The following is a 23202-nucleotide window of genomic DNA, read 5'->3' on the forward strand; positions in this document are numbered from 1 at the left end:
GGCCGGCGCGCCCGCCCCCCACCCCCCCCCCGCGACTCTTTAAGAGTTGCGCGGGGCGGGGCCGGTCAGGGGCGCCAGCCGCGGGAGTGGAGGGCCTGGCGGATCTCGGTGAGGACGGTAGGGAGGTCGGCGCGGAGTCGGCGGCTGGTCACGTGTAGGACGATCCAGTCCTCGGCGACGAGCAGGTTCAACCGGCGGCGGTCGAGGTGGAACTGGTCGGGATCGTCGTGCCACTCTCCGTCGTACTCGACCGCGACCCGGTATTCGGGCCAGGCCAGGTCGGGGTGCAGCACACGGCCGCGCACCGGTACGGCGAGCTGCGCCTGTGGGCGGGGCAGGCCCGAGAGGACGATGCGGACCCGCAGCTGAGACTCCGGCGGGGATTGCGAGCGGCCGTCGGCGAGCGCGAAGGCGCGCCGGGCCAAGGCGCTGCCACGTCGACCCTGCCGTGCGCGGACCAGTACGGCGAGTTGGGCGACCTCTACCAGGCCGTTGCCGAGCATCGAATCGATCACGGTCACGGCGCGGACCACGTCGAGCCAGCCCGCCAGGTCCCAGGCGGTCCGAAGCGGTGTCGTGTACAGGTGCCCGTCCAACTCCATGGTCTCGTCGGGTTCGAGAACGGTCTCGTGGAAGCGCACTCCCCGCTGGCGCAGCATGGCGGCCTTCGGATGGGTGATGACGTGGACGTCGTCGTGGAATGCGGCGGCGTGCCGCACGCCGAGCCGGTATGCCGCGGAAGGACCGGCGACGACGGCGTCCGGCGGGAGCCCCATCAGCACCGATCGGGTGATCAGCTCGTGGTCGCGAGTGAGCCGGGCGTCGGCGTACACGTCGTAGCGGAGCCGGATCCAGGCGTTGGAGCGGACCTGGTGGGCGGTGAGTACACCGTGCCTCAGCACGTCGGAGCGGCGGAAGAGCCGGCCGACGAGTTCCGGTGGGCGATAGGGCCTACGTGGCATGACCGTCAGCCTGACGCCATCCACACCTCCTGTGGAAGCCCTGTGGATAACCGTGTGGACAACCCCGTTCGCAACTGTGGATAACTTGCGGCTACCTGGGGATACCGAGGCCGCAAGTCTTTAAGAGTTGCGGCAGAGGGGGTCAGGAGAGGGCGGTGGTGATGGTGGTGGCGGCGGCTACTACGAGGGGGCCGACGGTGGGGGCGTCGAGGGGGGCCAGGGCGACGACGCCGACGGAGGCGCGGAGGCCTTCGACGGCGTGGACTCGGGCGGCTATGCCGTACGCGCCGGGTTGGAGTTCGCCGGAGGAGACGGTCCAGCCTTCGGCGTCGGAGAGGATGGCGCGGCCCGCGGCGCCGGACTCGAGCGGGTGCCGGGAGCCGGTGCGGTAGGCGACGTGGAACATGGTCGAGCTGGGTTCGACGACGGCGATCGCGACGGCCTCGTCGCCGTCGGCGACGGTGAGGTGCGCTGTGGCGTGGACCTGGTCGGCGAGGCGGCGCAGGGCGGGCAGGGCCGCGTCGGCGAGCAGCGGCTGGGCGCGCCGGGCCAGGTGCAGCAGCCCGACGCCGAGCCGCAGCCGCCCGCCGGAGTCGCGGCGTACCAGGGAATGTTCGGTGAGTGTGGTGACCAGCCGGTACACCACGGCGCGGCCGACGCCGAGGCGGTTGGCTGCCTCGGTGACGGTGAGTCCGCCGGGGGTGTCCGCGACCAGGGTCAGCAGGCGCAGCCCGCGATCGAGCGTCTGTGCGGTGTCCACGCGCCAAGCCTAGGCGTCGACCGGGATGACTAGAGTGGCGGAGTGATCAAGGCGGTGGTGTTCGACGCGGACGAGACGTTGCTCGATCTGCGGCCGGCGGTCGACTATGCGCTGGAGCAGGTGCTCGGCAGCCTGCGCGCGCTGGAGCCGGGCCTGGCGCTGACCCGCGAGCACCTGCGGGAGAGCTGGCAGGAGGTGTTCGCCGAGGACCCGGGAGCGCCCGTCCCGTATATCCGGCGCGAGTCGCTGCGCCGGTCGCTGGAGCGGTTCGGCCTGGAACGGCACCTCGACGATCACTACGAGCTGTTCTTCCGGCACCGGTACGAGCACACCCGGCCGTTCCCGGACGCGCTGGCGACGCTGGCCGATCTGCGGGCGGCGTACCTGCTGGGTTATGCGACCAACGGCAACTCGACGGCGGATCGGTGCGGGCTGGGCGGCGAGTTCGCCTTCGAGCTGTACGCCCACCAGGACGGCCTGCCGAAGAAGCCCGCGCCGGAGTTCTTCGCCGCGGTCGTCGCGGCCGCCGGTGCGAAGCCGGAGGAGATCGTCTACGTCGGCGACAACTACCACCACGATGTCGAGGCTCCGGCCGCGGCCGGGATGCGCACGGTCTGGGTGAATCGCGCCGGTCGCGACCTGCCTGGCCCCGTCGTGCCGGACCTGACGGTCGAGCGCCTGGCGCAGCTTCCGGAGAGGTTGGGTGGGCTCACCCGACGTCCCGCGACATGGGACGACGTACCCCCTGCGAGTGACGGTGCAGGGCGCTGACCTGCGGTTCCGCTAACGTGTACCGATGATCACAACTGTCGCCTTCGACGCCGACGACACGCTGGTGGACATCCGCACCGCCGTGACCGCGGGCCTGAGCGCGGTCACCGCCGCGGTGGCCGACCCCGCGCTGACCCTGGAGTTGTTCGCCGCCGACGCCGAGGACCACTGGACGCTGCTGGCCGACCGGCCCGCGCGCGACATCCGGGCCGCCGCGATGCGGCACACCCTGGCCCGGGCCGGTCGCGAGCGCGAGCTGGACCGATGGCTGGAGCTGTTCTTCGAGGTGCGGTTCGCGAACTCGCGTCCGTTCGACGGGGTGGCGGCGGTGCTGGACAAGCTGAGCCGCGACTACCGGCTCGGGTACGCGACAAACGCCAACAGCCTGGCCGCCCGGTGCGGGCTGGGCGGGCGCTTCGCGTTCGAGCTGTACGCGCTGGAGAACGGGGTGCCGAAGAAGCCGGCCCGGGGCTTCTTCGACGCGGTGCTCGCCGCGGCGTCGGCCCAGCCGCACGAGGTGGTGTACGTCGGCGACTCCTACGACCACGACGTCGCCGGGGCGGCGGGAGCGGGCCTGCGTACCGTCTGGCTGAACCGGTCGGGAGCCCCCGCGCCCGGACCGGTCCGCGCCGACGTGGTGATCACCGACCTGACCGAATTGCCCGACGCGGTGGCTTCGCTCAACGGCTGACGCAGCGCCCCGTCCGCTTGCCGCGCTCTGGCACCATGCCGGGCGTGGCGGGGAAGCTTACGGGGGCGGATGGCCGGCAGTGGTGGGTCGGGCGGCGCTGGCTGCCCTGGCAGCCGGCCCGCCGGCGCGGCGCGCGCGAGGTCGTGGGCGAGTTGCTGCCCCTGGCCGGCGGGGAGTTCGGGTGCCTGGTGATCCTGGGGGTCCTGCTGTTCGTGCCGGTGCTCCTTCTGGTGGTGTTGCTCGCCGCCGAGTGGCTACTGGCGCTGCTACTGCTGCCGCTGTGGGTGCTCGCCCGGGTCCTGTTCGGCGCACCGTGGCTGATCGTGGCCCGGGGCAGGTCCGCGGAGGGCCGCCGCTGGCGCTACTACGGCAAGGTCAGCGGCTGGCGGGCCGGGACGGCGCTGATCGACGAGGTCCGGGCCGAGATCGAGCGGTACGGCGAGCCGCGCTCGCTCGGCGCGCCGGTCTCAGCCGAGCAGGCCGACATCGCCGTGTGGGGCGAGGAGTCGCTGCGGCTGGTGCAGTCCGGCGAGCCCCTGGAGATCGAGGGCCAGGTGTACGGCACGACCTCGTCCTACGCCCGCAACGGGTGGCTGAGCGGGTGGCTGCGGGCCGACGAGGTCTCGCTGAGCATCTCGCAGGCCGACGGAGTCGCCCGCCGGGCCATCCCCGTGCTCGGGGGATCGGCGCTGCCGGAGACCCCGTCGACGAAGGCGGACCGGGTGGCGATCGGAGACCTGGCGGTGATCGGCGTCACCGGCACCGATGGCCGTGAGTATCGAATCGCCGTCGATCCGGATGAGCTTGAGGCGTTGCGGTGGTTGCAGTCGCGATGGACCGCCCCGCATTGACTATCCTTGTCCGGTGACGTTGAGACTCTTTGACACCGCGACCCGACAGGTGCGCGACTTCGTGCCGCGCGTTCCCGGTCAGGCCTCCGTGTACCTGTGTGGTCTCACCGTCCAGTCCGGCCCGCACATCGGCCACCTGCGCTCGGGCGTCAACTACGACGTGCTGCGGCGCTGGCTGATCCACTCGGGCTACGACGTCGTGTTCGTGCGTAACATCACCGACATCGACGACAAGATCCTCACCAAATCGCTGGAGCAGGGTCGCCCGTTCTGGTCGATCGCGTACGCCAACGAGGTGACGCTCGCCGCCGCGTACCGGGCCTTGAACGTGCTCGCCCCGACGTACGAGCCGCGCGCCACCGGGCACGTGCCCGAGATGCACGAGCTGATCACCGACCTGATCGAGCGCGGCAACGCGTACCCGAGCAACGACGGCAGCGGCGACGTCTACTTCTCCGTGAGTTCCTTCGCCGACTACGGCGCCCTGTCCGGGCAGCGGTCCGACGACATGCTGGCCGCGCCCGACGGCCCGGAGCGGGCCAAGCGCGACCCGCGCGACTTCGCGCTGTGGAAGGGCGCCAAGACCGAGGAGCCCGACGACGCCGAGTGGCCCTCGCCGTGGGGCCGCGGCCGGCCCGGCTGGCACATCGAGTGCTCCGCGATGGCCAAGCGCTACCTGGGCGCGGAGTTCGACATCCACGGCGGCGGCCTCGACCTGGTCTTCCCGCACCACGAGAACGAGCAGGCGCAGTCGCGCGCCGCCGGGCTGGCGTTCGCTCGGTTCTGGGTGCACCACGGCCTGCTCAACCTCGGCGAGGCCAAGATGAGCAAGTCGCTGGGCAACGTCATCGACCTCGACGCGGTCGTCGAGCACGGCATCCGGCCCGTCGACCTGCGCTACTACATGCTGTCCCCGCACTATCGGGCCCGCATCGACTTCAGTTGGGGCGCGCTGGAGGAGGCCGCCACGGCGTACCGCCGCATCGAGGGCTTCGTGCAGCGGGCCGTGGAACTCGTCGGGGTCGTCGAGCCGACGATGCTGTGCGCCGACTTCACCGCCGCCATGGACGACGACCTCAACACCTCGGCCGCGCTCGCGGCCCTGCACGAGGTGGTGCGCGAGGGCAACACCGCCCTGGCCGCCGGGAACGACAAGGCCGCCGCGGGCGCGCTGGGCAGCGTCCGGGCCATGCTCGGGGTGCTCGGCATCGACCCGCTCGACGCGGCCTGGGCCGAGAGCAAGGGCGGCAGCGGGCTGCGCAGCACGGTCGACGCGCTGGTCGCGCTCGCCCTGGAGCAGCGCACGGCCGCACGAGGACGCAAGGACTGGGCCGCCGCGGACGCTGTGCGGGATCAGCTCAAACAGGCCGGAGTCGTGGTGGAGGACACCCCGCACGGTCCACGCTGGACGATCGGAAGTGAACTGTAATGCCGGGCAACTCGCAACGCCGGAACATACGCCAGGTCAGCAAGAAGACCGCCGTCAAGGGGACGGGCGGCAAGGGCAAGGACACCCTGAAGGGCCGGGGCAAGACGCTGCCCGCTGACGAGCGTCCGTGGCACAAGGGTTACTCGGGCACCGAGAAGCTGCCCTCCAAGACCGCCTGGAAGCAGGACAAGGAGCGCAAGGCCGCCGCGGCCGAGGGGCGTGCCCCGAAGATCGGCAAGCCCGGCACCAAGGACACCACCTGGGGCCGCGGCAGCGGCGGCAAGGGCACCCCGACCAAGCGCACCCCGGCCGGCCGCGGCGGCGCTCCGGTGCGCAGCGGCCCGCGGGTCGCGCCCGGCCGCAAGTCGCTGACCCCGAAGGACGCGCCGGAGCTGCTCGTCGGCCGCAACCCGGTGAACGAGGCGCTGCGCGCGCACGTGCCCGCGACCGCGCTCTACGTGGCCCAGGGCATCGACATCGACGAGCGGGTCAGTGAGGTCGTGCGCACCGCGGGCGACCGGGGCATCCCGATCCTGGAGGTCAGCCGCGCCGAGCTCGATCGGCTCACCGGCGGCGTGCTGCACCAGGGCATCGGCATCCAGGTGCCGCCGTACGCGTACGAGACCTTCGACGACATGCTCGCCGCTTCGATCGAGCACCCGGAGCCGCTGCTGGTGGCGCTGGACGGGGTCACCGACCCGCGCAACCTCGGTGCGGTGATCCGCTCCGCGGCGGCGTTCGGCGCGCAGGGCATCTTCGTGCCCGAGCGGCGGGCCGCGGGCATCACCGCGACCGCGTGGCGTACCAGCGCGGGCGCGGCGGCGCGGCTGCCGGTGGCGCAGGTGACTAACATGACCCGCGCGCTCAAGCAGGCGCAGTCGGAGGGCTTCGTGGTCGTCGGGCTGGACGCCGACGGGGAGACGGACCTCTACCAGCTGGAGGCCGCGGTCGGGCCGCTGGTCGTGGTGGTCGGCTCGGAGGGGCGCGGTCTCGGCCGGCTCGTCGGGCAGACCTGCGACATGCGGGTGAGCATCCCGATCGTGTCCGAGGTCGAGTCGCTCAACGCGTCCGTGGCCGCGGCCGTGGCCCTGGCCGAGGTGGCCCGCCGCCGGGCGGCGTGACCTGGCCGCGTTCGCGCGGCGCTTCTTCGCATAGACGGTGGCCTATCACATCGACTCCGAGCCACGGAAACTCGATGTGATAGGCCAGCGTCTATCGAGGGACGGGGTGCGGCGGCGCGCCGGCCGGGCCGCCGGTCAGTCGGGCTGGCGGGTCATCGCGAGCACGTCGAGGGCCGCGTCGAGCTGTTCCTCGGTCAGCTTGCCGGCCTCCACGTGGCCCCGTTCCACGACGACCTGGCGGATGGTCTTGTTCTCCGCCAGGGCCTGCTTGGCGACGGCCGCCGCCTCCTCGTACCCGATGTGGCGGTTGAGCGGCGTCACGATCGACGGAGAGCCCTCGGCGTACAGCCGGGCCACCTCCTCGTTGGCCTGGAGTCCCGCCACGCACTTGACGGCCAGCAGGCGGCTCGCGTTGGCCAGCAGGGTGATGGACTCCAGCAGGTTGCGGGCCATCACGGGGAGCATGACGTTCAGCTCGAAGTCGCCCTGCGAGCCGCTGAAGGCGACCGTGGTGTCGTTGCCGATGACCTGCGCGCAGACCTGGCGAACGGACTCACAGATGACCGGGTTCACCTTGCCCGGCATGATCGACGAACCGGGCTGCAGGTCGGGGATGCGCAGCTCGCTGAGGCCCGCCCGGGGTCCGGAGCCCATCCACCGGATGTCATTGGCGATCTTGTACAGGCTGACCGCGGTCGTGCGGAGCTGACCCGACAGCTCCACCAGGGCGTCCCGGGCACCGTGCGCCTCGAAGTGGTTCTCGGCCTCCTTGACCGGCAGCCCCGTGTCGGCGGCCAGCCGCCGGTACACCTCGCGGCGGAACTCCGCGCTCGCGTTCACGCCGGTGCCGACGGCGGTGCCGCCCAGCGGCAGCTCGGCGACGTGCGGCAAGGTCGACGCGACCCGCTCGGCGGCGCGGTGCACCTGCTGGGCGTACCCGGAGAACTCCTGGCCCAGGGTCACCGGTGTGGCGTCCATCAGGTGGGTGCGCCCCGACTTCACCACGTGCGCGAACTCCCGCGCCTTGCGCGACAGCGCCTGCTCCAGCTCCAGCAGCGCGGGGCGCAGCTCGTACGCCACCAGCCGCAGCGCGGCCAGGTGGATCGCCGACGGGAACACGTCGTTGCTGGACTGCGAGGCGTTCACCTGGTCGTTCGGGTGCACCGTCCGGCCCAGGCGCTGCCCGGCCAGGCGGGCCAGCACCTCGTTCATGTTCATGTTGGTCGAGGTGCCCGAACCGGTCTGGTACACGTCGAGCGGGAAGTGCTCCGCGAAGTCGCCCTCGACGATCTCCCGGGCGGCCGAGGCGATCGCGCCCGCGGTCTGCGCGTCCAGGTCGCCGGTGGCCGCGTTGGCTTCGGCCGCCGCCGCCTTGATCTGGGCAAGAGCGATGATCAGGGGGTACGGCAGGACCGTCCCCGACACCGGGAAGTTCTCGATCGCCCGCTGGGTCTGCGCGCCCCACAGGGCGTCGGCGGGCACCCGCACCTCGCCCATCGTGTCGTGCTCGACTCGATACTCCGTCATGGCTCCATGCTTACCCCCTGGAGCACGGGTAACCGAAGATCGGCACGCACATCACAAAAGGGCGGGACCGTTTCCGGTCCCGCCCTTCCTGCTTACTGCCTGCGTCAGATGCGCACGCCGGAGGCGGCGTGGAACGCGTGGTGGCTACCGACCACCGGCTTGACGAACACGGTGTCGCCGAGGCTCGGCATCGCCTGACGGGTCGTGGTGACCACGAACCGCTCCTCGCCACCGTTGATCGCGGCGTGGCCGTACACGTTGGCGTTGGCGCCCAGGTCCTCGACCAGGTCGACGACGATCGGCATGCCGCCCTCGCTGGCGCCCACCAGGTCCGAGTCCTCGGGGCGGAAGCCCACGGTGACCTGGCCGTTGCCGCCCTCGGCCTGCGCCGCGGCGACCTGCTCACGGGTGAGCGGGAGCACCATCTGGCCGAACACCGCGCCGGCGTCGGTCAGCTGCACGGTCTTGATGTTCATGGCCGGCGAGCCGATGAAGCCCGCGACGAACACGTTCGACGGCCGGTCGTACAGGGCACGCGGGGTGTCGCACTGCTGCAGCACACCGTCGAGCAGCACGGCCACCCGGTGACCCATGGTCATGGCCTCGACCTGGTCGTGCGTGACGTACACCGTGGTGATGCCCAGCTGCGACTGCAGCGTGGCGATCTGCGAACGGGTCTGCACGCGCAGCTTGGCGTCGAGGTTCGACAGCGGCTCGTCCATGAGGAAGACCTGCGGCTCACGCACGATGGCGCGGCCCATGGCGACACGCTGGCGCTGACCGCCGGAGAGCGCCTTCGGCTTGCGGTTGAGGTACTCCTCCAGCTGCAGCATCTGCGCGGCCTTCTTGACCCGGACGTCGATCTCCGACTTCGGGGTCTTGCGCAGCTTGAGCGCGAACGCCATGTTCTCGTACACCGTCATGTGCGGGTAGAGGGCGTAGTTCTGGAAGACCATCGCGATGTCCCGCGACTTCGGCGGGAGGTTCGTGACGTCCTTGTCGTTGATGTAGATCGCGCCCTGGTCGACGTCCTCGAGACCGGCCAGCATCCGCAGGCTGGTGGACTTGCCACAGCCGGACGGGCCGACGAGGACGAGGAACTCGCCGTCGTTGATCTGGAGGTCGAGCTGGTCGACGGCGGGGCGGTCGGTGCCCGGGTAGATCCGGGACGCCTTGGCATAGGTGACGGTAGCCACGGGGGTGTGTCCTTCCACCGGCAGGAACGTGCCGGACGATCCGAGTGAAAGTGAAGTGCCGGCCACGTTTTCACGAACCCGGCGTTCGCCAAAGTAACCGCGTTACGGCCGGTAAACAAGCCCGTGGATCATCATGTGGAACGCGTCTGCCAGGCAAAACGGACGCTATGGTGATGATCGGTACGAAACTCCGGGGAATCCGGTAGCGGACCTGATACGTACGGCGCGTACCATCGCTGGGTACGGCCGCTCCTGAGCCGTGCATGCCGGCCTGGCGCAATTGGTAGCGCACCCGACTTGTAATCGGAAGGTTAGGGGTTCAAGTCCCCTGGTCGGCTCCATGATCCGGCTTCTTCGGGGGCCAGAATGTCACATACGTATCACATGGGCCTTGCGCTGCTCAGATTGCCAGGGCTTCCCCCAGGGCATCGCCAGCGCTACGAAGTCGTTCGGCCATCGCATGCTGGTACCCGTGGGTCACGGTGATCTGAGACTGTCCGAGCCACGCGGCGACCACTACATCGGGGAAGCCCATGTCGCCCAGTAGCGATGCCGCGCAGTGGCGGGCACCGTGCAGCGGGATGCGGGGGACAGGGGCCTCCTTCGTCAGCACGTTGAAGCGGTCGCTGTGCGAGTCAGGGTTGTAGCCCTCGCCGATCTCGTTGACGAACACCAGGCCCGTCTGGAAGTAGTCGCGTCCCGCTGTCTTCTTCTCTTCCTCCTGCCGTCGCTGGTGTTCCTTCAGCGCTGTGATGACTACCTCCGGCATGGGCAGGCTCCGGCTTCGCCCGCGTCCCTTCGGCGTGCCGGTGTGCACCGTCCCCCGGACGTAGACGCGGTTCTGGGCCACGCGTAGCGAAGGCGTACCGGGTGGCAACTTCCGCTGCTTCGCCTTGTCTCCCGTGAAGTCCACGTCTTCCCACCGCAGTCCGAGGACTTCGCCACGACGCAGCCCCAGCAGCGCCAGTAGCCACGCGGCGTACAGGCGGTCTTCCCGGACGTGCCGCAGGAACATCAGCGCGTCATCCGTCTGCCATGCACCACGCTCCTCGGCGGCCGTGTGGTCCAGCGGCAGCCTGTCGACGAGTTCGCCTACGTTGTAGGGGACAAGGCGGCGCTTCACGGCGACCTTCAGCGCCATCGTGACCAGCGTCAGCATCAGGTTCACCGTGCGGTTCGCCAGAGGCTTGCCCTTCGTGCCCACCTTGCGTGCCTTGCCCGACAGCATGTCGGCCTTCACCTTCTCCAGGTGCGGGCTGTCCAGCGACTGCAACGGCAGGTTCCCGTAGTGCTCGATGACGATCGCGAGAGCGTCCACGTAGCCCTGGTGTGTGCTGGGCTTCTTGCTCCGCTTCGTCTCTAGCCACTCCGTCATGTACTCGGCGACGGTCAGCTTCCGGTTGGGCATGACCAGCGTGCCCTGCGAGTTCTCGGTGCGCAGCCGCGACAGCTCGTTCTGCGCCTCCTTGAGCGTGTCGAACGTGAAGGTGCGCTGGTCCACCTTGCCGTTGGGCTTGATGCCAAGGCCGAGCCGGAACCTGTACCGCGTCGCGCCGTTCTTGAGCACCACCTTCTTGATGATGTCCGGCTTGCGGGCCACCGCTGTCCTCCTTCTTTCAGGAGTTGAATAAGAATGGAGTGTTTCAACAGATGAAAAGCGATGTAGTGCCCTGGTGTAGAAGGCACTACATCGCTTTCTGTGGGCTGTGCAGCTAGCCCGGCTTAACCCTACAACAGTGGTTTAATAAATCGTGTGACAGTCGCATTGAACCCCACACTCAAACCGTTCCTCAACGTCGCGGAAGCAGCGAAGTTCCTGCGCATCAGTCGGGAGAAGCTGTACGGGGACATCCGCCAGGGTCTGATCCCGGCCATCCGCCTGGGGCCGCGTACCACGCGCATCGCCACCAGCCTGCTGATGGACATGGCAGGTATGTCCATCCCCGCACAACCGATCGAGTCTCCGAAGGAACGGCCGAAGTCGAAGAAGGCTACTGCGCCGAAGAAGCCCAGCGGACTACGCCGCCGGAAGAAGTGAAGACAAGAAGACGGGGCACCGCGTCGTAGCGCAGGTGCCCCGCCCTCTTTCTAACCCCACCCCTGGGGTTGCCTATCTACGAACCCGGAAAAGCACCTGAGAGGGCCACACAGCCACTTTCCGGCCCGCCCGGTGTCCTTCTGTCAGTTGGACCACCGGACGGCCTGTGTGGTCATCTGAGACGGCCACGATCTGCCCCACGGCATCACTGTCCAGGTCGACAGCCACGTAGTCACCGATCGACACCATCTCCCCGCTCGTGTCCACCCAATTCGTCGAGCTAGACATCTACGAACTCCTCGCTGTTGTCAGTGAGGAAGTCGTAGATGCGCTGCACCGTCTCCGTGGACGTGTCCCATCGGTGGGTCCTGTTCATCCGCTGCACCCATCGTGACTCCGGCGGCATCTCCGTCATCAGATCCACGAGCGCTGCGTCCTTAGCCTGCATCTCGACCTCCGTCCGGGTCAGTAGGGCCGGGTGGTCGTGACGGTCTTGTTCTGGGTCATCAGCCAGTGGAGGAACCAGACGACGCCCCAGCAGCCGCACGTGAAGACGGTCAGCACCAGGTGCGTAGCCGTGCCCATCGCGGAGATACCGGACTTCGACACCTGGCGTTGCGGGTAGCCGTACGGCGGGGCCTGCGGGGGATGTGGCGGGTACTGCGGGTATGGCTGCTGCCCGGACACGTCGCACCTTTCGTCGGGGTGTTGATGTCACCCACGGGCGGCGGGCTCTCCCAGGGTGCGAGCCGGGAGATGGATGCCCTGGCACACGCTCGGATGGAACCGTCCGTGGGTGACTGCCTGACGCTAAAGACCGGCGTAGACCTCGCTCAACGAAGTTGCTCGGGATTGCTTCGCGGTCAGCCCTGAGAGCGAATCTGGCTGATCAGGACGCCCGTCAGTAGGTCCGTGTAGCCCGAATCATGAGTTCTCGCGCCTGGGAGCCGTACACGGCGATTGCGGCCAGGTCGGCGAACGCTTGGGAGTAGGCCGCCAGTTCGTGGGCCTGCGTGATGTTCAACCAGCCCGACACCAGCTCGACCTGAACCCGGCCCTCGTCGTACATCCAGAACGACTCCACGGGCCACATCGCGGTGCGGTCGGCGTGCTGCGGTATGACGCCGAAGCTGACCCTGGACAGCGATGCCAGCACGATCAGGTGGTGCATCTGCTCCACCATCACTTCAGCCCCGCCGAGCTTGTTCAGCAGTACCGACTCCTCCACGACGACGGCGAAGCGGTGGTTGCCCTTCGTCAACACCTGTGCGCGCTCCATGCGCACCTGCACGGCCTCGTCGGAGTCGTCGATGAGTCCGCGGCGCTGTACGAGCGTGGACAGGACCGCCTTCGTGTACGCGGCCGTCTGGAACAGGCCAGGGATGTTCCACGCGCTGTAGGCCCTGAAGTGCTTGGTCCGCTCGAACAGCGTCTTCACCGACTCCTGCGCCATCTTCAAGCCGGTGCGCTCCATCCGTCGCCACTCCACGAACATGCCCTCGACAGCCTGTAGGCACGCGATGAGTTCGGGGATCTGCTCGGGCACACCGCACACGCGGCACCACACCCGGATGTCGTCATGCGAGGGCGCCTGCTTGCCATGCTCTATCTTGCTGACCTTCGACGGCAGCCACACCGCACGAGCGCTCAGGCTCCGCCCCGTCAGGCCGGCAAGAAGCCGGATTTCGCGTAGGCGGAGCCCGAGGGCTTCGAGAGCCTGCTGACTGCTCGATGACGAAGTGGGCACGGTCAGCTCGGCTTGTAGTCCTTGTGCGGGGTGGCCCGTTCCCATACGGCCTCGAACGCGACGATGCAGCGTTCGGCGAGATCGTGGTCCCTGATGACCTCGTGCTCCCGGAACGAGCCTTCCCCGTCGAAGTGGATGACCTGAACCGTGTGGTCGTCGAACACCCAGTAGTCGTTACCGGGGAGCAGTAGGTCCGTGGCGTGTCGGCGCGGGAGCCATCGGACGGCTTCCCCCGCCGCGATGTTGACGACATCGGTCACGTCGTACTCGTAGCGGATGTACTCGCTGATCGGCTCGCTGACGACGCGGGCACGGCGCACCTGGACACCACGTTCGAGAGCGGGGGTGAGCATGTCGTGCCACGTCTGCCACCACGGCTCCGGGCGGGATAGGTCGAGCCGGTGCCCCTCCCGCCACCTGTTCAGCTCCGGGTCGTCCAGCATGTACCCGTCACGCATCTCCAGGTGTACGGCGCTGGACTGGCTTGCAGCCAGCAGTTCAGCGAACGTCGGCTGCTCCGCCACTGCTCTTAACCTCCGGGAAGAACTGCATCATGCGCTTCGGGATGCGCAGGACGGTTTCGTGTGCGGGAACGTCGCCGATCTCGGCTAGTTCAGCCGGGTCGGTGATGCGCCATCCCTGGATCACGTAGCTGTCCCCGTCGTCCCACACGGTCGGGCTGTTGTTGACGGGGCTGTCCGGGTCCTTGCCGAGGAACGTTAGTGCCATGGCTACCTCCCTGTGAACTTGGATTGCTCGGGATTTCCCGAAGCACGCTAACAGCGTGAACGGGCCAGAAGTGATCACGCGCAATCTCGGGCAACACCGTTGACGGGAGCGGGGAAGGCGCGGCCGTTGTGGCAGGTACCACCCACAGGCTGAGCACTGTGCGTACACATGCACCGCCTCATTCTATAGCACTGTCTGTTTTGTTATTCTGTTATTCGTACCCATCTGGTTGTGTCGACCGCGCGGTGCAGGTTCGAAGAAGCCCGACTTCAACTGTTGAAAACACAGGTAAGTCGGGCTTCTTTGGTCTCTCGATCATCTAATCCTAGTAAGACTTACTGTCTGTTTTGTAGTTCTGCTACTTTTTACAACTACTGTTATTCTTGTAGTCTAGTGCCACCCACACGACGACACAGAGTGACAGAATGACAAAACAGACAGGGGTATTTAGGTGACCGAGCAACGCATGGAGATCGGGGATCTCATGACCAAGCAGATCAAGCCTGCGCGGCACGTCGTGTCGGAGGTGATCCCCGTGGGGCTCACGCTCCTGGCTTCCCGCCCGAAGCTGGGCAAGTCCTGGATGGTGTTCGATCTCGCCATCTCAGTTGCGTCGGGACGCAACTTCCTGGACCGGGTGACCCTTGAAGGCGATGTCCTGTACTGGGCGCTGGAGGACTCTGAGGAGCGCTTGAAGACTCGTGCCATCCAGCTCGTCGGGGACGACGAGATCACCCACCGCCTCGACATCGAAGCGGTTGGGTCGCAGATCACCCCCGACACTGCGTACGAAGAGATGAAGGACTGGATTGCCGAGGTAGAGAACCCCCGCCTCATCATCATCGACACCCTGAAGAAGATCCGTAAGTCCCGAAGTGGGATGGGACAGGGTTACGACCAGGATTACGACTTCGGCGAAAAGCTCCAGAAGCTGGCACACAAGAAGGGGATCGCCATCGTGCTCGTCTACCACACGACGAAGGCAGTCCGGGAGGACTTCATCGACGAGGTCCAGGACACCACCGGCATGACCGCTGTCCCCGACATCGTCATCGTGATGCGCCGTAAGCGGGGACAGGCGGAGGCAGAACTGCACATGGCCCCGAAGGACTTCAACGAAACCACTCTCCGCATCAAGCACAACCAGGAGACGGGTCGCTGGGACTACGTGGGCGAAGTCGACGGAGAAGAGAAGAACAACCGCCCCGAAGTTCGGCAGAAGGTCATCGAATACCTAGCACGCAAGGAGACCCCGCAGTCTCCGATGCAGATCGCGAACGGGACGAAGATCGAACTTGTCCTTCTGCGCACGTACCTGCGCCGCATGGTGAGCTACGGCGAGCTGCTGAACCCCGCGTACGGGCAGTACGCGCTGACCGATTCAGTTCGTGAAGAACTCGGGATGCCGCCCGTCGCCCCCGCTGCCCCGAAGGGCGTGAACATTCGGCGCGCGGGGCTGCGCAAACCTAAGAAGCTCCTCCCCCGCAACAAGGACACCAAGCGCACCGATGCCGCCTAGATCATTGCCAGCTTTGAAGACGACACCGACGGCTGAAGACAAGGCGGGCGGCCAGCAGACCCAATCTGCCAACCGCCCAGTGCAACTCCCCACCAACCGCGAAGAAGGAGCAGAGATGCATCAGCACAACCGTAGCAAGCAGCAAGTTCGGTACGTAAACCCCGCGCACGTCGTCTGGTACCGGGTGCCGGGAGTGGGGTTGATCCCCGTGGTCCGGCGGCCTTGGAGCAAGGCCAGGAAGGCTCGCTTCATGCGCACAGTCGGCACCATCGCCCTGTTCGCCTGCGCGTGGGCGCTGCTGAGCATCGGGCTCGGGGAGTTGAGGTCGTGATGGCGCTGAAGAGGCGGACGCTCTCACGGCGCGTCAAGCCCGTGGAGCCGGAGCTATGGCCGCACGGCGTGGTGATGCCGACTCCCACGGGGAGGGTGCGGAAGAGCTACGAGATCGACGAGGCGACCAGTTGCTGGATTTACCAAGGAGCGAAGGACCGAGATGGGTACGGGTTGGTCAACGACCGCACCCACTCGACGAAGACCACTCGGCCTGCTCACCGGTTCTTCTGGCTGAAGTGGGTCGGCGCTGTGCCCGAGGGGATGGAGTTGCACCACAAGTGCCGCGTGCGGGCATGCGTCAATCCGAGCCATCTTCAGGTCGTCACCCACGGCGAGAACGTGGCGCTGGCGAAGCAGCACCGGGTGAAGAAGACGCACTGCCCACGGTGGCACCGCTACACGAAGCGCAACACCTACAAGCAGAAAGGCGGGCGTCGTAGCTGCAAGACCTGCGTGCTGGCGAGGGGCTACGCGAAGAACAACGGGGTGAGCCTGCGTAAGGCGCTTCGGCATCAGGAGCGCAGGTTCGGCCGACCTGACCTCCGCGCGATCATCCGTGCGGTTGACGGGGCCGGCACTCTCCGCTAGAACTTCACCTCCTGAAGCCGCCCTGAGACATCTCGGGGCGGCTTCATCCTTCTGGCCCATGGCGGGGTGAACTTTGGGGTCCGCTGACATCGTTCGCAGCTTCGGCGTAGTACGCCGGTAGGTCCACGAACCGTCGTACGCACGTTGTCGGGCTGGAATCCGGTCAGCACTCGCCAGTCTCCCTTGCGGCTGGGAAAGCTGCCGGTGTTCCCTGGAGAACGAGCGCAGTGGCCACTGCTCCGAACTCCCTGTCCCATCACTCCAGGAGGACTCACCGTGCCCGGCTTCAAGACCGGTCGGCACAACGCCGCAGACGGCCCTACGACCCTCATGCGGCGACGTTCGGACAGTGCCGAAGATCCGGGCACTGAGCCCGAATCGAAGTTCGTCGTGACCCTGCCTCAGACTCTGTTCGGTGCCGCTGCCGTGCTCACCGGGGTAGCTGGAGTCATCACCGCGCTGAAGGCGTAAACGTCTCAGCATCCGGAGCCGCCCTGGGATGTCCCTGGGGCGGCTCGGGTAGCTGGCACCTCAGAACGGCGGCTCGTCGTCGAAGTTGCCACCCGAACCGCCTGCCGAACCAGCCGTCGCCCAGGGATCATCCGACCGGTAGCCGTTGACGCGTGCTCGCTGGGCTTCGGCAGCGGCCCGTTCTGCTGCGCGTTCACCCCGCGTCTTCGGGATATGGGGCATCGGAGCCTCGTCGACCGCCTCATGCCAGTACCGATGGAAGTTCTCCCGATGCGTGTACTTATCTCGCCAGCCGTCGTCATCGTCGCTGTCGTCCGGGTCGACATCCGCGAGCTCGCAGAGGGCCAAGAAGATCACTTCAACGGTTAGCCATGCGCCCACAGCCTCGTCCTTCAGCGCGCGTCGAACGGTCTCGTGGTTGGCCGAGCCGGTACGCCTTTCTTCGTCCCATGACTGGATCGTCTCCGCCACCTTGCGCGTGGACGGCCTTCCGGCCGCCACGTAGAAGCGCCATAGCGCGTCGTTCAAGGGCTGACGGTGGCTAGGCACCTTCGTCGGCTTCGTCAAACGCGGCGGCATCATCGGCCTCTCGGTGGTCCAGGATGTACTGGGCATTCCACGCGTTGCCCAGTGTAAGCATCACTCTGACTACCTTCGCCAAGGCATCACCTCGGCGAAAACTTGAGGTCGCCTCACGACAAACAGGACCCGTCGCGGCAGGTCAGCATGGATTTGCGGTGTCCTCCGGCACGCCGCCCGTGTCCAGTACCTGGAGGCGGAAGTCGATGCGCCGTCCCTACCCCAGGGCGTGAATCCAGCAGGGTAGGGACGGCATCAGCACGAAGGAGAACCGATGCGTCGGCGACCATCGCCTACCCATCATCGCGGAACTGCTGCCCGCGTATCCATCTCGCTGTTCGTTGGCGGCGTACTCATCCTTCTACTCTGGCTGCCGCTCGAACGCGCAAGTGTCGTGGCGACCGTCATTAGCGGTGTGGTGGCCGGCGCGGCCCCTGCGTGGCTAGGACGCCGCGGCCCAAGTAGGCGACGGCGTCAGCCGTAACCATCAAAGGTCCACTCAGGGTCTAGACCGTCCCGTTGCTGGCATTCAGGCGACCAAGTGCTCAGCGACGGGACGGAGCAACCTCAGCTAGCGCTGATTGCTTGGCTCAGGTTCCGGCACGTATTAACCTGCGGCCTGGCGCGGGTCGCGCCAGTTCTGCGAAGGAACGAGGGTTAGTGGGCAAGCGGGTCAACATCGACGGTCCAGGTGACAGCCCGGACGAGTACTGGTTCGAGTGCGACGAGTGCGAGGGCGATGGCACGGTGAACGTCCCGGATGATGAAGACGAGCGCTACTCCGTGTCGGGCACCTGCCCCGTCTGTGATGGCCTCGGCTGCATACAGGGAGATGCAGATGACGTCGATGACTGACGATCATTGGACGTACACAATGCCAGCGTTCGCGTTAGTGAAGTGAGGCCCCGAAGCTGGGGCTTAGGTCGTCACGAAGCTATGCGGGGTTCGCGCAGGATCGCGAACAGGTACGCGCGCCCGATGATGCCCTGGTCGACGTCGGTGAGGCTTGCGCGCTATCGATGTCTAGTTGCGTTGACGGCAGATGCGAGCAGTTCTGCGAGGCGGCTCCGCTGTGCGTTGCTCAGCGGCGGAGCTTCGGCAGCGAGCCGGGCAGCGGCTTCCTCGATGGCTATCTCGGTCTTGGATCTCTTCTGCAGTAGCGGACCGGCAGGCGCGGTGCCGGTCGGCAGGGTGTGCTGGCGGGTACGACGAGGGACCAGAGGTCCGGCGTCGTCGACCTGGTGGGGTTCGGCCATGTGTCTCCACAGGTGCTCGTATCAGGCAAGGGCGTGGCTTCGCTGCGCAGCGTTAGCCACGACAGAACTATCGATGGACGGTTGCTGAAGTGACTCGTCGAGTGCGAAGTTGGTCCTTCCGGGCACCTCCGCTCGGCTTATAGGTCCGCGCTCTGATCATCGTCGCCCACGCCTACATCGTCGGGCAGTTCAAGCCTGAGAAGCCCCGCGGCTTCCAGAACCTTCATAGTGACGAGCACCTGGTGGTCGCGATACTGCTTGTTGGCCGCGGCCTTACGGACCCCTGCAAGGACGTCGTCAACGCCGAACACCTCGATCGGGCCGCCGCCTGCCAACTGGCCAGCGCACCACTCCCGGATCTCCTTCTCGTGGATACCCTGCTTCGGGCCGGCGAACCTACCGCAGTAGAGGCGGAGCCGTACCTGGGAGACCTCGTACCCGTACCGCTCAGCTGCACCCTTGATCACGGCTTGCCGGATCGGAACATCGTTCAGCAGGCGGTACAGCTTCCGGGCTCTGTCGTCCGCAGTCGTGCCGTTCACATGGCTGGCGACGACTCCGCGTGATCCGAAGAACGACTTGACCGACGCCAGTACCAGGCGGTCCGCACGGGCTCCTACGAGGTCGACCTCGAAGCCATGGGTCTGTACTTCCTCGCGTGCAGCTTTCTGGGTCACCTGGGAGACTGGGAACTTCACCGGGCCAGCCACGACGAAACCCTCGGACTCCATGGCGACCGCGACGAACGACTCGAACGCTTCCACGCGGTGACCCTACGGAGATAGGCGGCCACCGTCTACTGCACTCTGTGCTTACTGGCTTGCTGGGTAAGCCGCTGGCAGCGATGCTGAGGGTCGCCATGAGGAACGAAGCCGTGAAGGAGCCAGGGTGCCTGCACAGCCCGACCTTGAGCAGCGTGTAGTCCGCCGTTACCGCAACGCTCTGAGGCCGGCTGCGGAGAACCTGCCGAGTGATCTCTCCAGCTTCATGCCTGGAGCTGGAGGCAGTACGTACGAGGAAGACAAGTCGTGGGCGGCCGGTGCGTTACACAAGCAGCGCGTGCCGCGGAGCCGCATCCTCCACGCAAGCATGCAGCACTGTTCGCACAAGATGGCGAACGTCGTGGACCACCTTGCCGCTATCGCCAGCGTGCTCGAACTCGACCCACTACGGCCGTACTCACCGACATCTCTGGCGCGCGTCGCGGTGGAGGCTGCAACGGGACTGCGATACCTGCTCGACACGTCCGTTGACCCAGAGGAGCGATTCCTGCGCGCAGCCGCGCTGCTCATGGAGAGCTTCCACTATGAGGTCAAGGCGACCCGCGAGCTTCCCGTAGATCGCTATCCCGGTGTCGCCGATGGTGTCGAGGAGCGGCTTGCGAAGCTCGTGGAGCAGGTGACCCGCTCAGGGCTGGACGTCAAGGTGCAGCCGGTGAGCCGCCAGCCGTCGGGCATCCGATGGACAACAACAGCTAGCTACCGCTCCGTTCCGCCGGCAAAGGTCACGGACCTTGTGCGCGTGACCTTCGCCGACTACCCAGCGCTGTACCAGATGGGGTCAGGGGTGGCGCACAGCATGTCCTGGATGCTCGACGACAATGCACGCCTTCCCGAGGACGGGGGTGAGGCGGTTGTGTACGCCGGAGATGCGTACACGACAGGTGCAGCGGTAATCTCAGCCATTGCCAGCGCGGAAGTGGTCCTCTCAGCTTTCGGCCGGTATATGGGTCACGACCCGGAGCCGAAGCTGGTTCTCTATAGACGTCGACGTGAGGCGATGGATACATTCATGAACGGGTACGCGGCATCGAGAATGCGTTCAGTTGGCCGTCTATAGCAAGGGCGGATCCATCTGGCAAACAGCACAGGTGACACGTTGGTTGTCTTATCCGTCCAGGTTTTGCCCATACTCGCTTGCGCCAACGGCCAGTAGTTCGGCCAGTGAGGAGACGTTGAGGCCAACTGACTCCCACGGAGTTTCATGACGGAACAGCCAAGCTCGACGGGCCTGTGGCACGAAATATGCGAGCGCACTGATCGTCGGTGTCCGTCCTGTTGCGGTAAATACCTGGTACCCCCTGGGGTCAATCCCTCGGGGTGGCCGAAGAGCAAGTTTGGCTCCCTCCGGCGTTTCTTCCCTGATCATCTCCATCAACCAAGGGCCGACGATTGCAAAGTCACCTATGAATTTGAACGACTCGCCGGTGAAGCATGCTCGTGTTACGAAACCGCCAACCGATTCAACGACGTTGAAGCTGGTGAGCCACTGCATGGACGACAGCAGCCGCCAGCCCATGTCGCTTGAGTAGTAGCCTGTGGCGGACTCATCGAATCGCTGTCGGAAGTAGTTATACGCAGCAAGGTCGCCAGCCCACGCTCGGTTGTAAGCGGTGCGCTCCTCAGCGGTATCAGGACCGATTTCCCACAGCTGAGCCTCCGGTTCCATTCCCGCCAGGACGAACGACACGACGGAACCATGGGAATCCCATCGAACGGCTATCTCATGCATCTGCTCTCGTAGCACGGCTAGCGGCTCGTCGCGTATCTCGACCAGCTTTTGTAGGACCAGGTGGTGGTTATCACCGGTTATACCGACCGCGACTCGCTCGCGAAGGATGAGGATCTTCGGCACGGCGTTGGTGAGCACGCGACGGGTCTTTGTCACGTCGTTGTAGTCCGTGATCTTCGTGTCCGCTACAAGCGAGATGCGTCCGTCGTGGATCTGCGCAACAACCAGGCTCACGGGCGCAAACTAAGGCACTGAGACTGAGTGCGCTACCGGCCGCTCGGACGGATCGCAAGTAGGCCCGCGTGGCGGCTCTGGCGTCGAAAGGTCAAAGACCTAGTCGCCCTACTCAACCAAGATCGACACCAACCGTAATCTTCGATACGCTCCCTGCTACTCATGCCGACACGGGGAGGGCCGTCATGGGAAGTAGTGAGCAGGCTTCGCAGATCTCTGTCGACCTCGGTGGACTGCGCATGTTCACCAACGTCATGAAGACGGACGTCACCAACGGCCTAAAGCCAGGTATCGCGCGTGCCGAAGCAGAGGTTCAGACCGGACTGCGGTTCGGCGCGAACACCGCAGGCGGAGAGGTCGTAGCTGCGCGGGACGCGATGGCAGCTTCGCTACAACGCGCTCGCGAGAACGGTGCGAAGCAGGTCGAGGCCGCCGAGATCCTGATCGCCGCGATGGAGAAGGTGCTCGCCAACTACGCCAGCGCCGACACCGCGTCTGCCGGTCAGATCGCCACGGTCGAGAAGACTCTGCTCGACGCGATCACCGCTGCCGAGAAGGTGATGCTGCCGCCCACCGGATCGGTGCCGCAGTGACCGACGAGAAGCAGGCATCGGCTCCAGCTCCGGTGCCGATGGTTTCCGACGTGGTCCGCGGCAGGTTCATCGGCCCGGTGCAGACCGTCTTCACGCCGCAACCTGACTTCATCGCCTTCTGTACGGACTGGAACTCTTACGACGTGCCGCGTATGTGGGACTCCGTACGTAACGAGGACGACCCCGAAGCGTGGAAGCAGATGCTCGGTTGGGAGCGGCTCGGGCAACTGCTGGCCGACCATCACGACCGGCTGGCGACGCTGCGCAACGAACTCGTCGAGGTGTGGGACCCGCAGCGCTCGAAGTCCGCGGGCATGTTCATGCAGGTTCTCGATCGGCTTATCTACGTCATGCGGGAGAACGCCTACTCGTCGGCGTCGACCGCACGGGGGCTCGACGGAGTTCTTCAGGCCCTGAAAGCCGCGAAGGAGAAGGTCGGGCCGCTGAAGGAGAAGTGGGACAACGTCACGACCGACTGGGTACCTGAGTGGTGGGACGGCGCTGCGGACGAACTGAACAACGAAGCTCGCCAGACCATGACCCAGGCTGAGTCGGCAGTTGAGGACTACCGGCGTCGGATCGTCATCCCGGAGAAGTACGACTTCGGCGACGACCGAGACCGTCTCGGCGACCCCACCCCAGTGCCGGACACAACGGGTACCGGCGGGACCGGCGGACGCGGTCCTAGCCGGCCCTCGGGTGTCTCGACCGCGCCGGTTAACCCGCCACCGCCTGTACCTGGCTACGACCCTGTGCTCATCCCCGGTCCGGACCTACAGGGCATGCCGCAGCCGGTGCCTGCGGTTCCAGGGTCGCCGATATCCGTGCTTCCGGTGCCCCCAGGAAGCCCGTACGCGCCCAATGGCGGTGCCTACATACTTCCGGGGCCAGGCGTGGGCCGTGGCGGCTGGATCGCCCCGATGCCGATGCCTGCCGGAGTCGGTGGCACGAACAGCGCCACAGGGGCAGCTGCTGGAGCACGTGCTGGAGGTATGGGCGCAGCGGCGGGCATGATGCCGTTCGCAACCCCTGCCGGAGCACCCGGTCAGCAAGGCCGTGGCGGTCAGCGTGACGGCCGCCGTGACGAAATCTGGAAGGTCGCCAAAGGCGTGCCGCCGGTCATCGAGGGAACACCTGGGCGAAGCAGAACTGTCGACGCGGACGCCGTGACGGACGGGCCGCCCCTCGCCGCTCAGGACGCCGCGTTCGCCGATTGGTTCGCTAAGGTGGCGACGCCGTGGTCAGACGGGCTCAAGGTCAGCATCACCCGACGATCGGATCAGCCAACGTGAGTCT

The 23202-nt window shown here is 66.5% G+C and carries 24 protein-coding genes, 1 tRNA gene and 1 pseudogene; 14 read left to right on the plus strand and 12 right to left on the minus strand.

Annotated features, from left to right (window positions below; genetic code table 11):
* Positions 1 to 65: 65 nt before the first annotated feature.
* Positions 66 to 962, minus strand: coding sequence for a hypothetical protein (locus AB0B66_RS18665; RefSeq protein ID WP_360530842.1), 897 nt, complete (start codon positions 960 to 962; stop codon positions 66 to 68).
* 142 nt (positions 963 to 1104) lie between these two features.
* A pseudogene (locus tag AB0B66_RS18670) lies at positions 1105 to 1722 on the minus strand (helix-turn-helix domain-containing protein); the annotation flags it as partial.
* A gap of 42 nt (positions 1723 to 1764) precedes the next feature.
* Here AB0B66_RS18670 and AB0B66_RS18675 point away from each other — a divergent pair.
* The 5 genes from AB0B66_RS18675 to rlmB are packed head-to-tail and all read left to right on the plus strand — an operon-like array spanning position 1765 to position 6585.
* On the plus strand, positions 1765 to 2493 hold the full coding sequence (locus AB0B66_RS18675; RefSeq protein ID WP_360530844.1) for an HAD family hydrolase: 729 nt from the start codon (positions 1765 to 1767) through the stop codon (positions 2491 to 2493).
* A 25-nt stretch (positions 2494 to 2518) separates the two neighbouring features.
* Positions 2519 to 3184: an HAD family hydrolase gene (locus AB0B66_RS18680; RefSeq protein WP_360530847.1), complete on the plus strand. Its 666-nt coding sequence runs from the start codon at positions 2519 to 2521 to the stop codon at positions 3182 to 3184.
* A 44-nt stretch (positions 3185 to 3228) separates the two neighbouring features.
* Positions 3229 to 4035 (plus strand): hypothetical protein, encoded by an 807-nt coding sequence (locus tag AB0B66_RS18685; RefSeq protein ID WP_360530850.1) that lies wholly within the window; start codon positions 3229 to 3231, stop codon positions 4033 to 4035.
* A 13-nt stretch (positions 4036 to 4048) separates the two neighbouring features.
* Positions 4049 to 5464 (plus strand): cysteine--tRNA ligase, encoded by a 1416-nt coding sequence (cysS, locus tag AB0B66_RS18690; protein WP_360530853.1) that lies wholly within the window; start codon positions 4049 to 4051, stop codon positions 5462 to 5464.
* The gene (gene rlmB / locus AB0B66_RS18695) at positions 5464 to 6585 is read left to right on the plus strand and encodes a 23S rRNA (guanosine(2251)-2'-O)-methyltransferase RlmB (protein WP_360530856.1); all 1122 of its coding nucleotides are present in this window, start codon (positions 5464 to 5466) and stop codon (positions 6583 to 6585) included. The genes cysS and rlmB overlap by 1 nt, the downstream gene beginning before the upstream one ends.
* A gap of 135 nt (positions 6586 to 6720) precedes the next feature.
* On the opposite strand, the gene AB0B66_RS18700 is transcribed toward rlmB, so the two are convergent.
* A complete protein-coding gene (locus AB0B66_RS18700) occupies positions 6721 to 8112 on the minus strand; it encodes a class II fumarate hydratase (RefSeq protein WP_360530859.1) in 1392 nt (463 codons plus the stop codon).
* Between the two features lie 104 nt (positions 8113 to 8216).
* On the minus strand, positions 8217 to 9308 hold the full coding sequence (gene ugpC / locus AB0B66_RS18705) for a sn-glycerol-3-phosphate ABC transporter ATP-binding protein UgpC (RefSeq protein ID WP_360530862.1): 1092 nt from the start codon (positions 9306 to 9308) through the stop codon (positions 8217 to 8219).
* A 265-nt stretch (positions 9309 to 9573) separates the two neighbouring features.
* On the opposite strand from ugpC, the gene AB0B66_RS18710 reads away from it, so the two are divergent.
* Positions 9574 to 9649, plus strand: a tRNA-Thr gene (locus AB0B66_RS18710).
* Between the two features lie 59 nt (positions 9650 to 9708).
* On the opposite strand, the gene AB0B66_RS18715 is transcribed toward AB0B66_RS18710, so the two are convergent.
* Complete coding sequence (locus AB0B66_RS18715) at positions 9709 to 10908, minus strand: site-specific integrase (RefSeq protein ID WP_360530865.1); 1200 nt, start codon at positions 10906 to 10908, stop codon at positions 9709 to 9711.
* Positions 10909 to 11061: 153 nt separating this feature from the next.
* Between AB0B66_RS18715 and AB0B66_RS18720 the strand changes: the two genes are divergently transcribed.
* Complete coding sequence (locus AB0B66_RS18720) at positions 11062 to 11346, plus strand: helix-turn-helix domain-containing protein (RefSeq protein WP_360530868.1); 285 nt, start codon at positions 11062 to 11064, stop codon at positions 11344 to 11346.
* Positions 11347 to 11811: 465 nt separating this feature from the next.
* Here AB0B66_RS18720 and AB0B66_RS18725 read toward each other — a convergent pair whose 3' ends face one another.
* The 4 genes from AB0B66_RS18725 to AB0B66_RS18740 form a co-directional block, all read right to left on the minus strand.
* The gene (locus AB0B66_RS18725; protein ID WP_360530871.1) at positions 11812 to 12033 is read right to left on the minus strand and encodes a hypothetical protein; all 222 of its coding nucleotides are present in this window, start codon (positions 12031 to 12033) and stop codon (positions 11812 to 11814) included.
* 214 nt (positions 12034 to 12247) lie between these two features.
* Positions 12248 to 13093 (minus strand): helix-turn-helix transcriptional regulator, encoded by an 846-nt coding sequence (locus AB0B66_RS18730; protein ID WP_360530874.1) that lies wholly within the window; start codon positions 13091 to 13093, stop codon positions 12248 to 12250.
* A gap of 2 nt (positions 13094 to 13095) precedes the next feature.
* On the minus strand, positions 13096 to 13617 hold the full coding sequence (locus AB0B66_RS18735; protein ID WP_360530877.1) for a DUF6879 family protein: 522 nt from the start codon (positions 13615 to 13617) through the stop codon (positions 13096 to 13098).
* A complete protein-coding gene (locus tag AB0B66_RS18740; protein ID WP_360530880.1) occupies positions 13592 to 13822 on the minus strand; it encodes a hypothetical protein in 231 nt (76 codons plus the stop codon). The genes AB0B66_RS18735 and AB0B66_RS18740 overlap by 26 nt, the downstream gene beginning before the upstream one ends.
* A 451-nt stretch (positions 13823 to 14273) precedes the next feature.
* Here AB0B66_RS18740 and AB0B66_RS18745 point away from each other — a divergent pair, with 451 nt between their 5' ends.
* Genes AB0B66_RS18745 through AB0B66_RS18755 form a run of 3 tightly spaced genes read left to right on the plus strand, consistent with a single transcriptional unit; the run spans position 14274 to position 16262 of the window.
* Complete coding sequence (locus AB0B66_RS18745) at positions 14274 to 15341, plus strand: AAA family ATPase (RefSeq protein WP_360530883.1); 1068 nt, start codon at positions 14274 to 14276, stop codon at positions 15339 to 15341.
* Positions 15342 to 15354: 13 nt separating this feature from the next.
* Complete coding sequence (locus tag AB0B66_RS18750) at positions 15355 to 15672, plus strand: hypothetical protein (protein WP_360530886.1); 318 nt, start codon at positions 15355 to 15357, stop codon at positions 15670 to 15672.
* Positions 15672 to 16262 carry an HNH endonuclease signature motif containing protein gene (locus tag AB0B66_RS18755; protein WP_360531387.1) on the plus strand — a complete coding sequence of 197 codons (591 nt, stop codon included), beginning with the start codon at positions 15672 to 15674 and terminating at the stop codon, positions 16260 to 16262. The genes AB0B66_RS18750 and AB0B66_RS18755 overlap by 1 nt, the downstream gene beginning before the upstream one ends.
* A gap of 531 nt (positions 16263 to 16793) precedes the next feature.
* On the opposite strand, the gene AB0B66_RS18760 is transcribed toward AB0B66_RS18755, so the two are convergent.
* On the minus strand, positions 16794 to 17261 hold the full coding sequence (locus AB0B66_RS18760) for a hypothetical protein (RefSeq protein ID WP_360530889.1): 468 nt from the start codon (positions 17259 to 17261) through the stop codon (positions 16794 to 16796).
* A gap of 711 nt (positions 17262 to 17972) precedes the next feature.
* Between AB0B66_RS18760 and AB0B66_RS18765 the strand changes: the two genes are divergently transcribed.
* Positions 17973 to 18167 carry a hypothetical protein gene (locus AB0B66_RS18765; protein WP_360530892.1) on the plus strand — a complete coding sequence of 65 codons (195 nt, stop codon included), beginning with the start codon at positions 17973 to 17975 and terminating at the stop codon, positions 18165 to 18167.
* Between the two features lie 538 nt (positions 18168 to 18705).
* Here AB0B66_RS18765 and AB0B66_RS18770 read toward each other — a convergent pair.
* Complete coding sequence (locus AB0B66_RS18770) at positions 18706 to 19332, minus strand: hypothetical protein (protein WP_360530895.1); 627 nt, start codon at positions 19330 to 19332, stop codon at positions 18706 to 18708.
* A 124-nt stretch (positions 19333 to 19456) separates the two neighbouring features.
* On the opposite strand from AB0B66_RS18770, the gene AB0B66_RS18775 reads away from it, so the two are divergent.
* Positions 19457 to 20407 (plus strand): hypothetical protein, encoded by a 951-nt coding sequence (locus AB0B66_RS18775; RefSeq protein ID WP_360530898.1) that lies wholly within the window; start codon positions 19457 to 19459, stop codon positions 20405 to 20407.
* A 48-nt stretch (positions 20408 to 20455) separates the two neighbouring features.
* On the opposite strand, the gene AB0B66_RS18780 is transcribed toward AB0B66_RS18775, so the two are convergent.
* The gene (locus tag AB0B66_RS18780; protein WP_360530901.1) at positions 20456 to 21313 is read right to left on the minus strand and encodes a hypothetical protein; all 858 of its coding nucleotides are present in this window, start codon (positions 21311 to 21313) and stop codon (positions 20456 to 20458) included.
* Positions 21314 to 21552: 239 nt separating this feature from the next.
* On the opposite strand from AB0B66_RS18780, the gene AB0B66_RS18785 reads away from it, so the two are divergent.
* Both AB0B66_RS18785 and AB0B66_RS18790 read left to right on the plus strand, forming a co-directional pair.
* The gene (locus AB0B66_RS18785; RefSeq protein WP_360530904.1) at positions 21553 to 21906 is read left to right on the plus strand and encodes a hypothetical protein; all 354 of its coding nucleotides are present in this window, start codon (positions 21553 to 21555) and stop codon (positions 21904 to 21906) included.
* Entirely contained in the window at positions 21903 to 23198 is a 1296-nt protein-coding gene (locus AB0B66_RS18790) for a hypothetical protein (protein WP_360530907.1), read from the plus strand. Before AB0B66_RS18785 ends, AB0B66_RS18790 begins: the two co-directional genes overlap by 4 nt.
* Positions 23199 to 23202: the final 4 nt, after the last annotated feature.

This window comes from Catellatospora sp. NPDC049111 (assembly GCF_040648615.1).
GTDB classification, from domain to species: domain Bacteria; phylum Actinomycetota; class Actinomycetes; order Mycobacteriales; family Micromonosporaceae; genus Catellatospora; species Catellatospora aurea.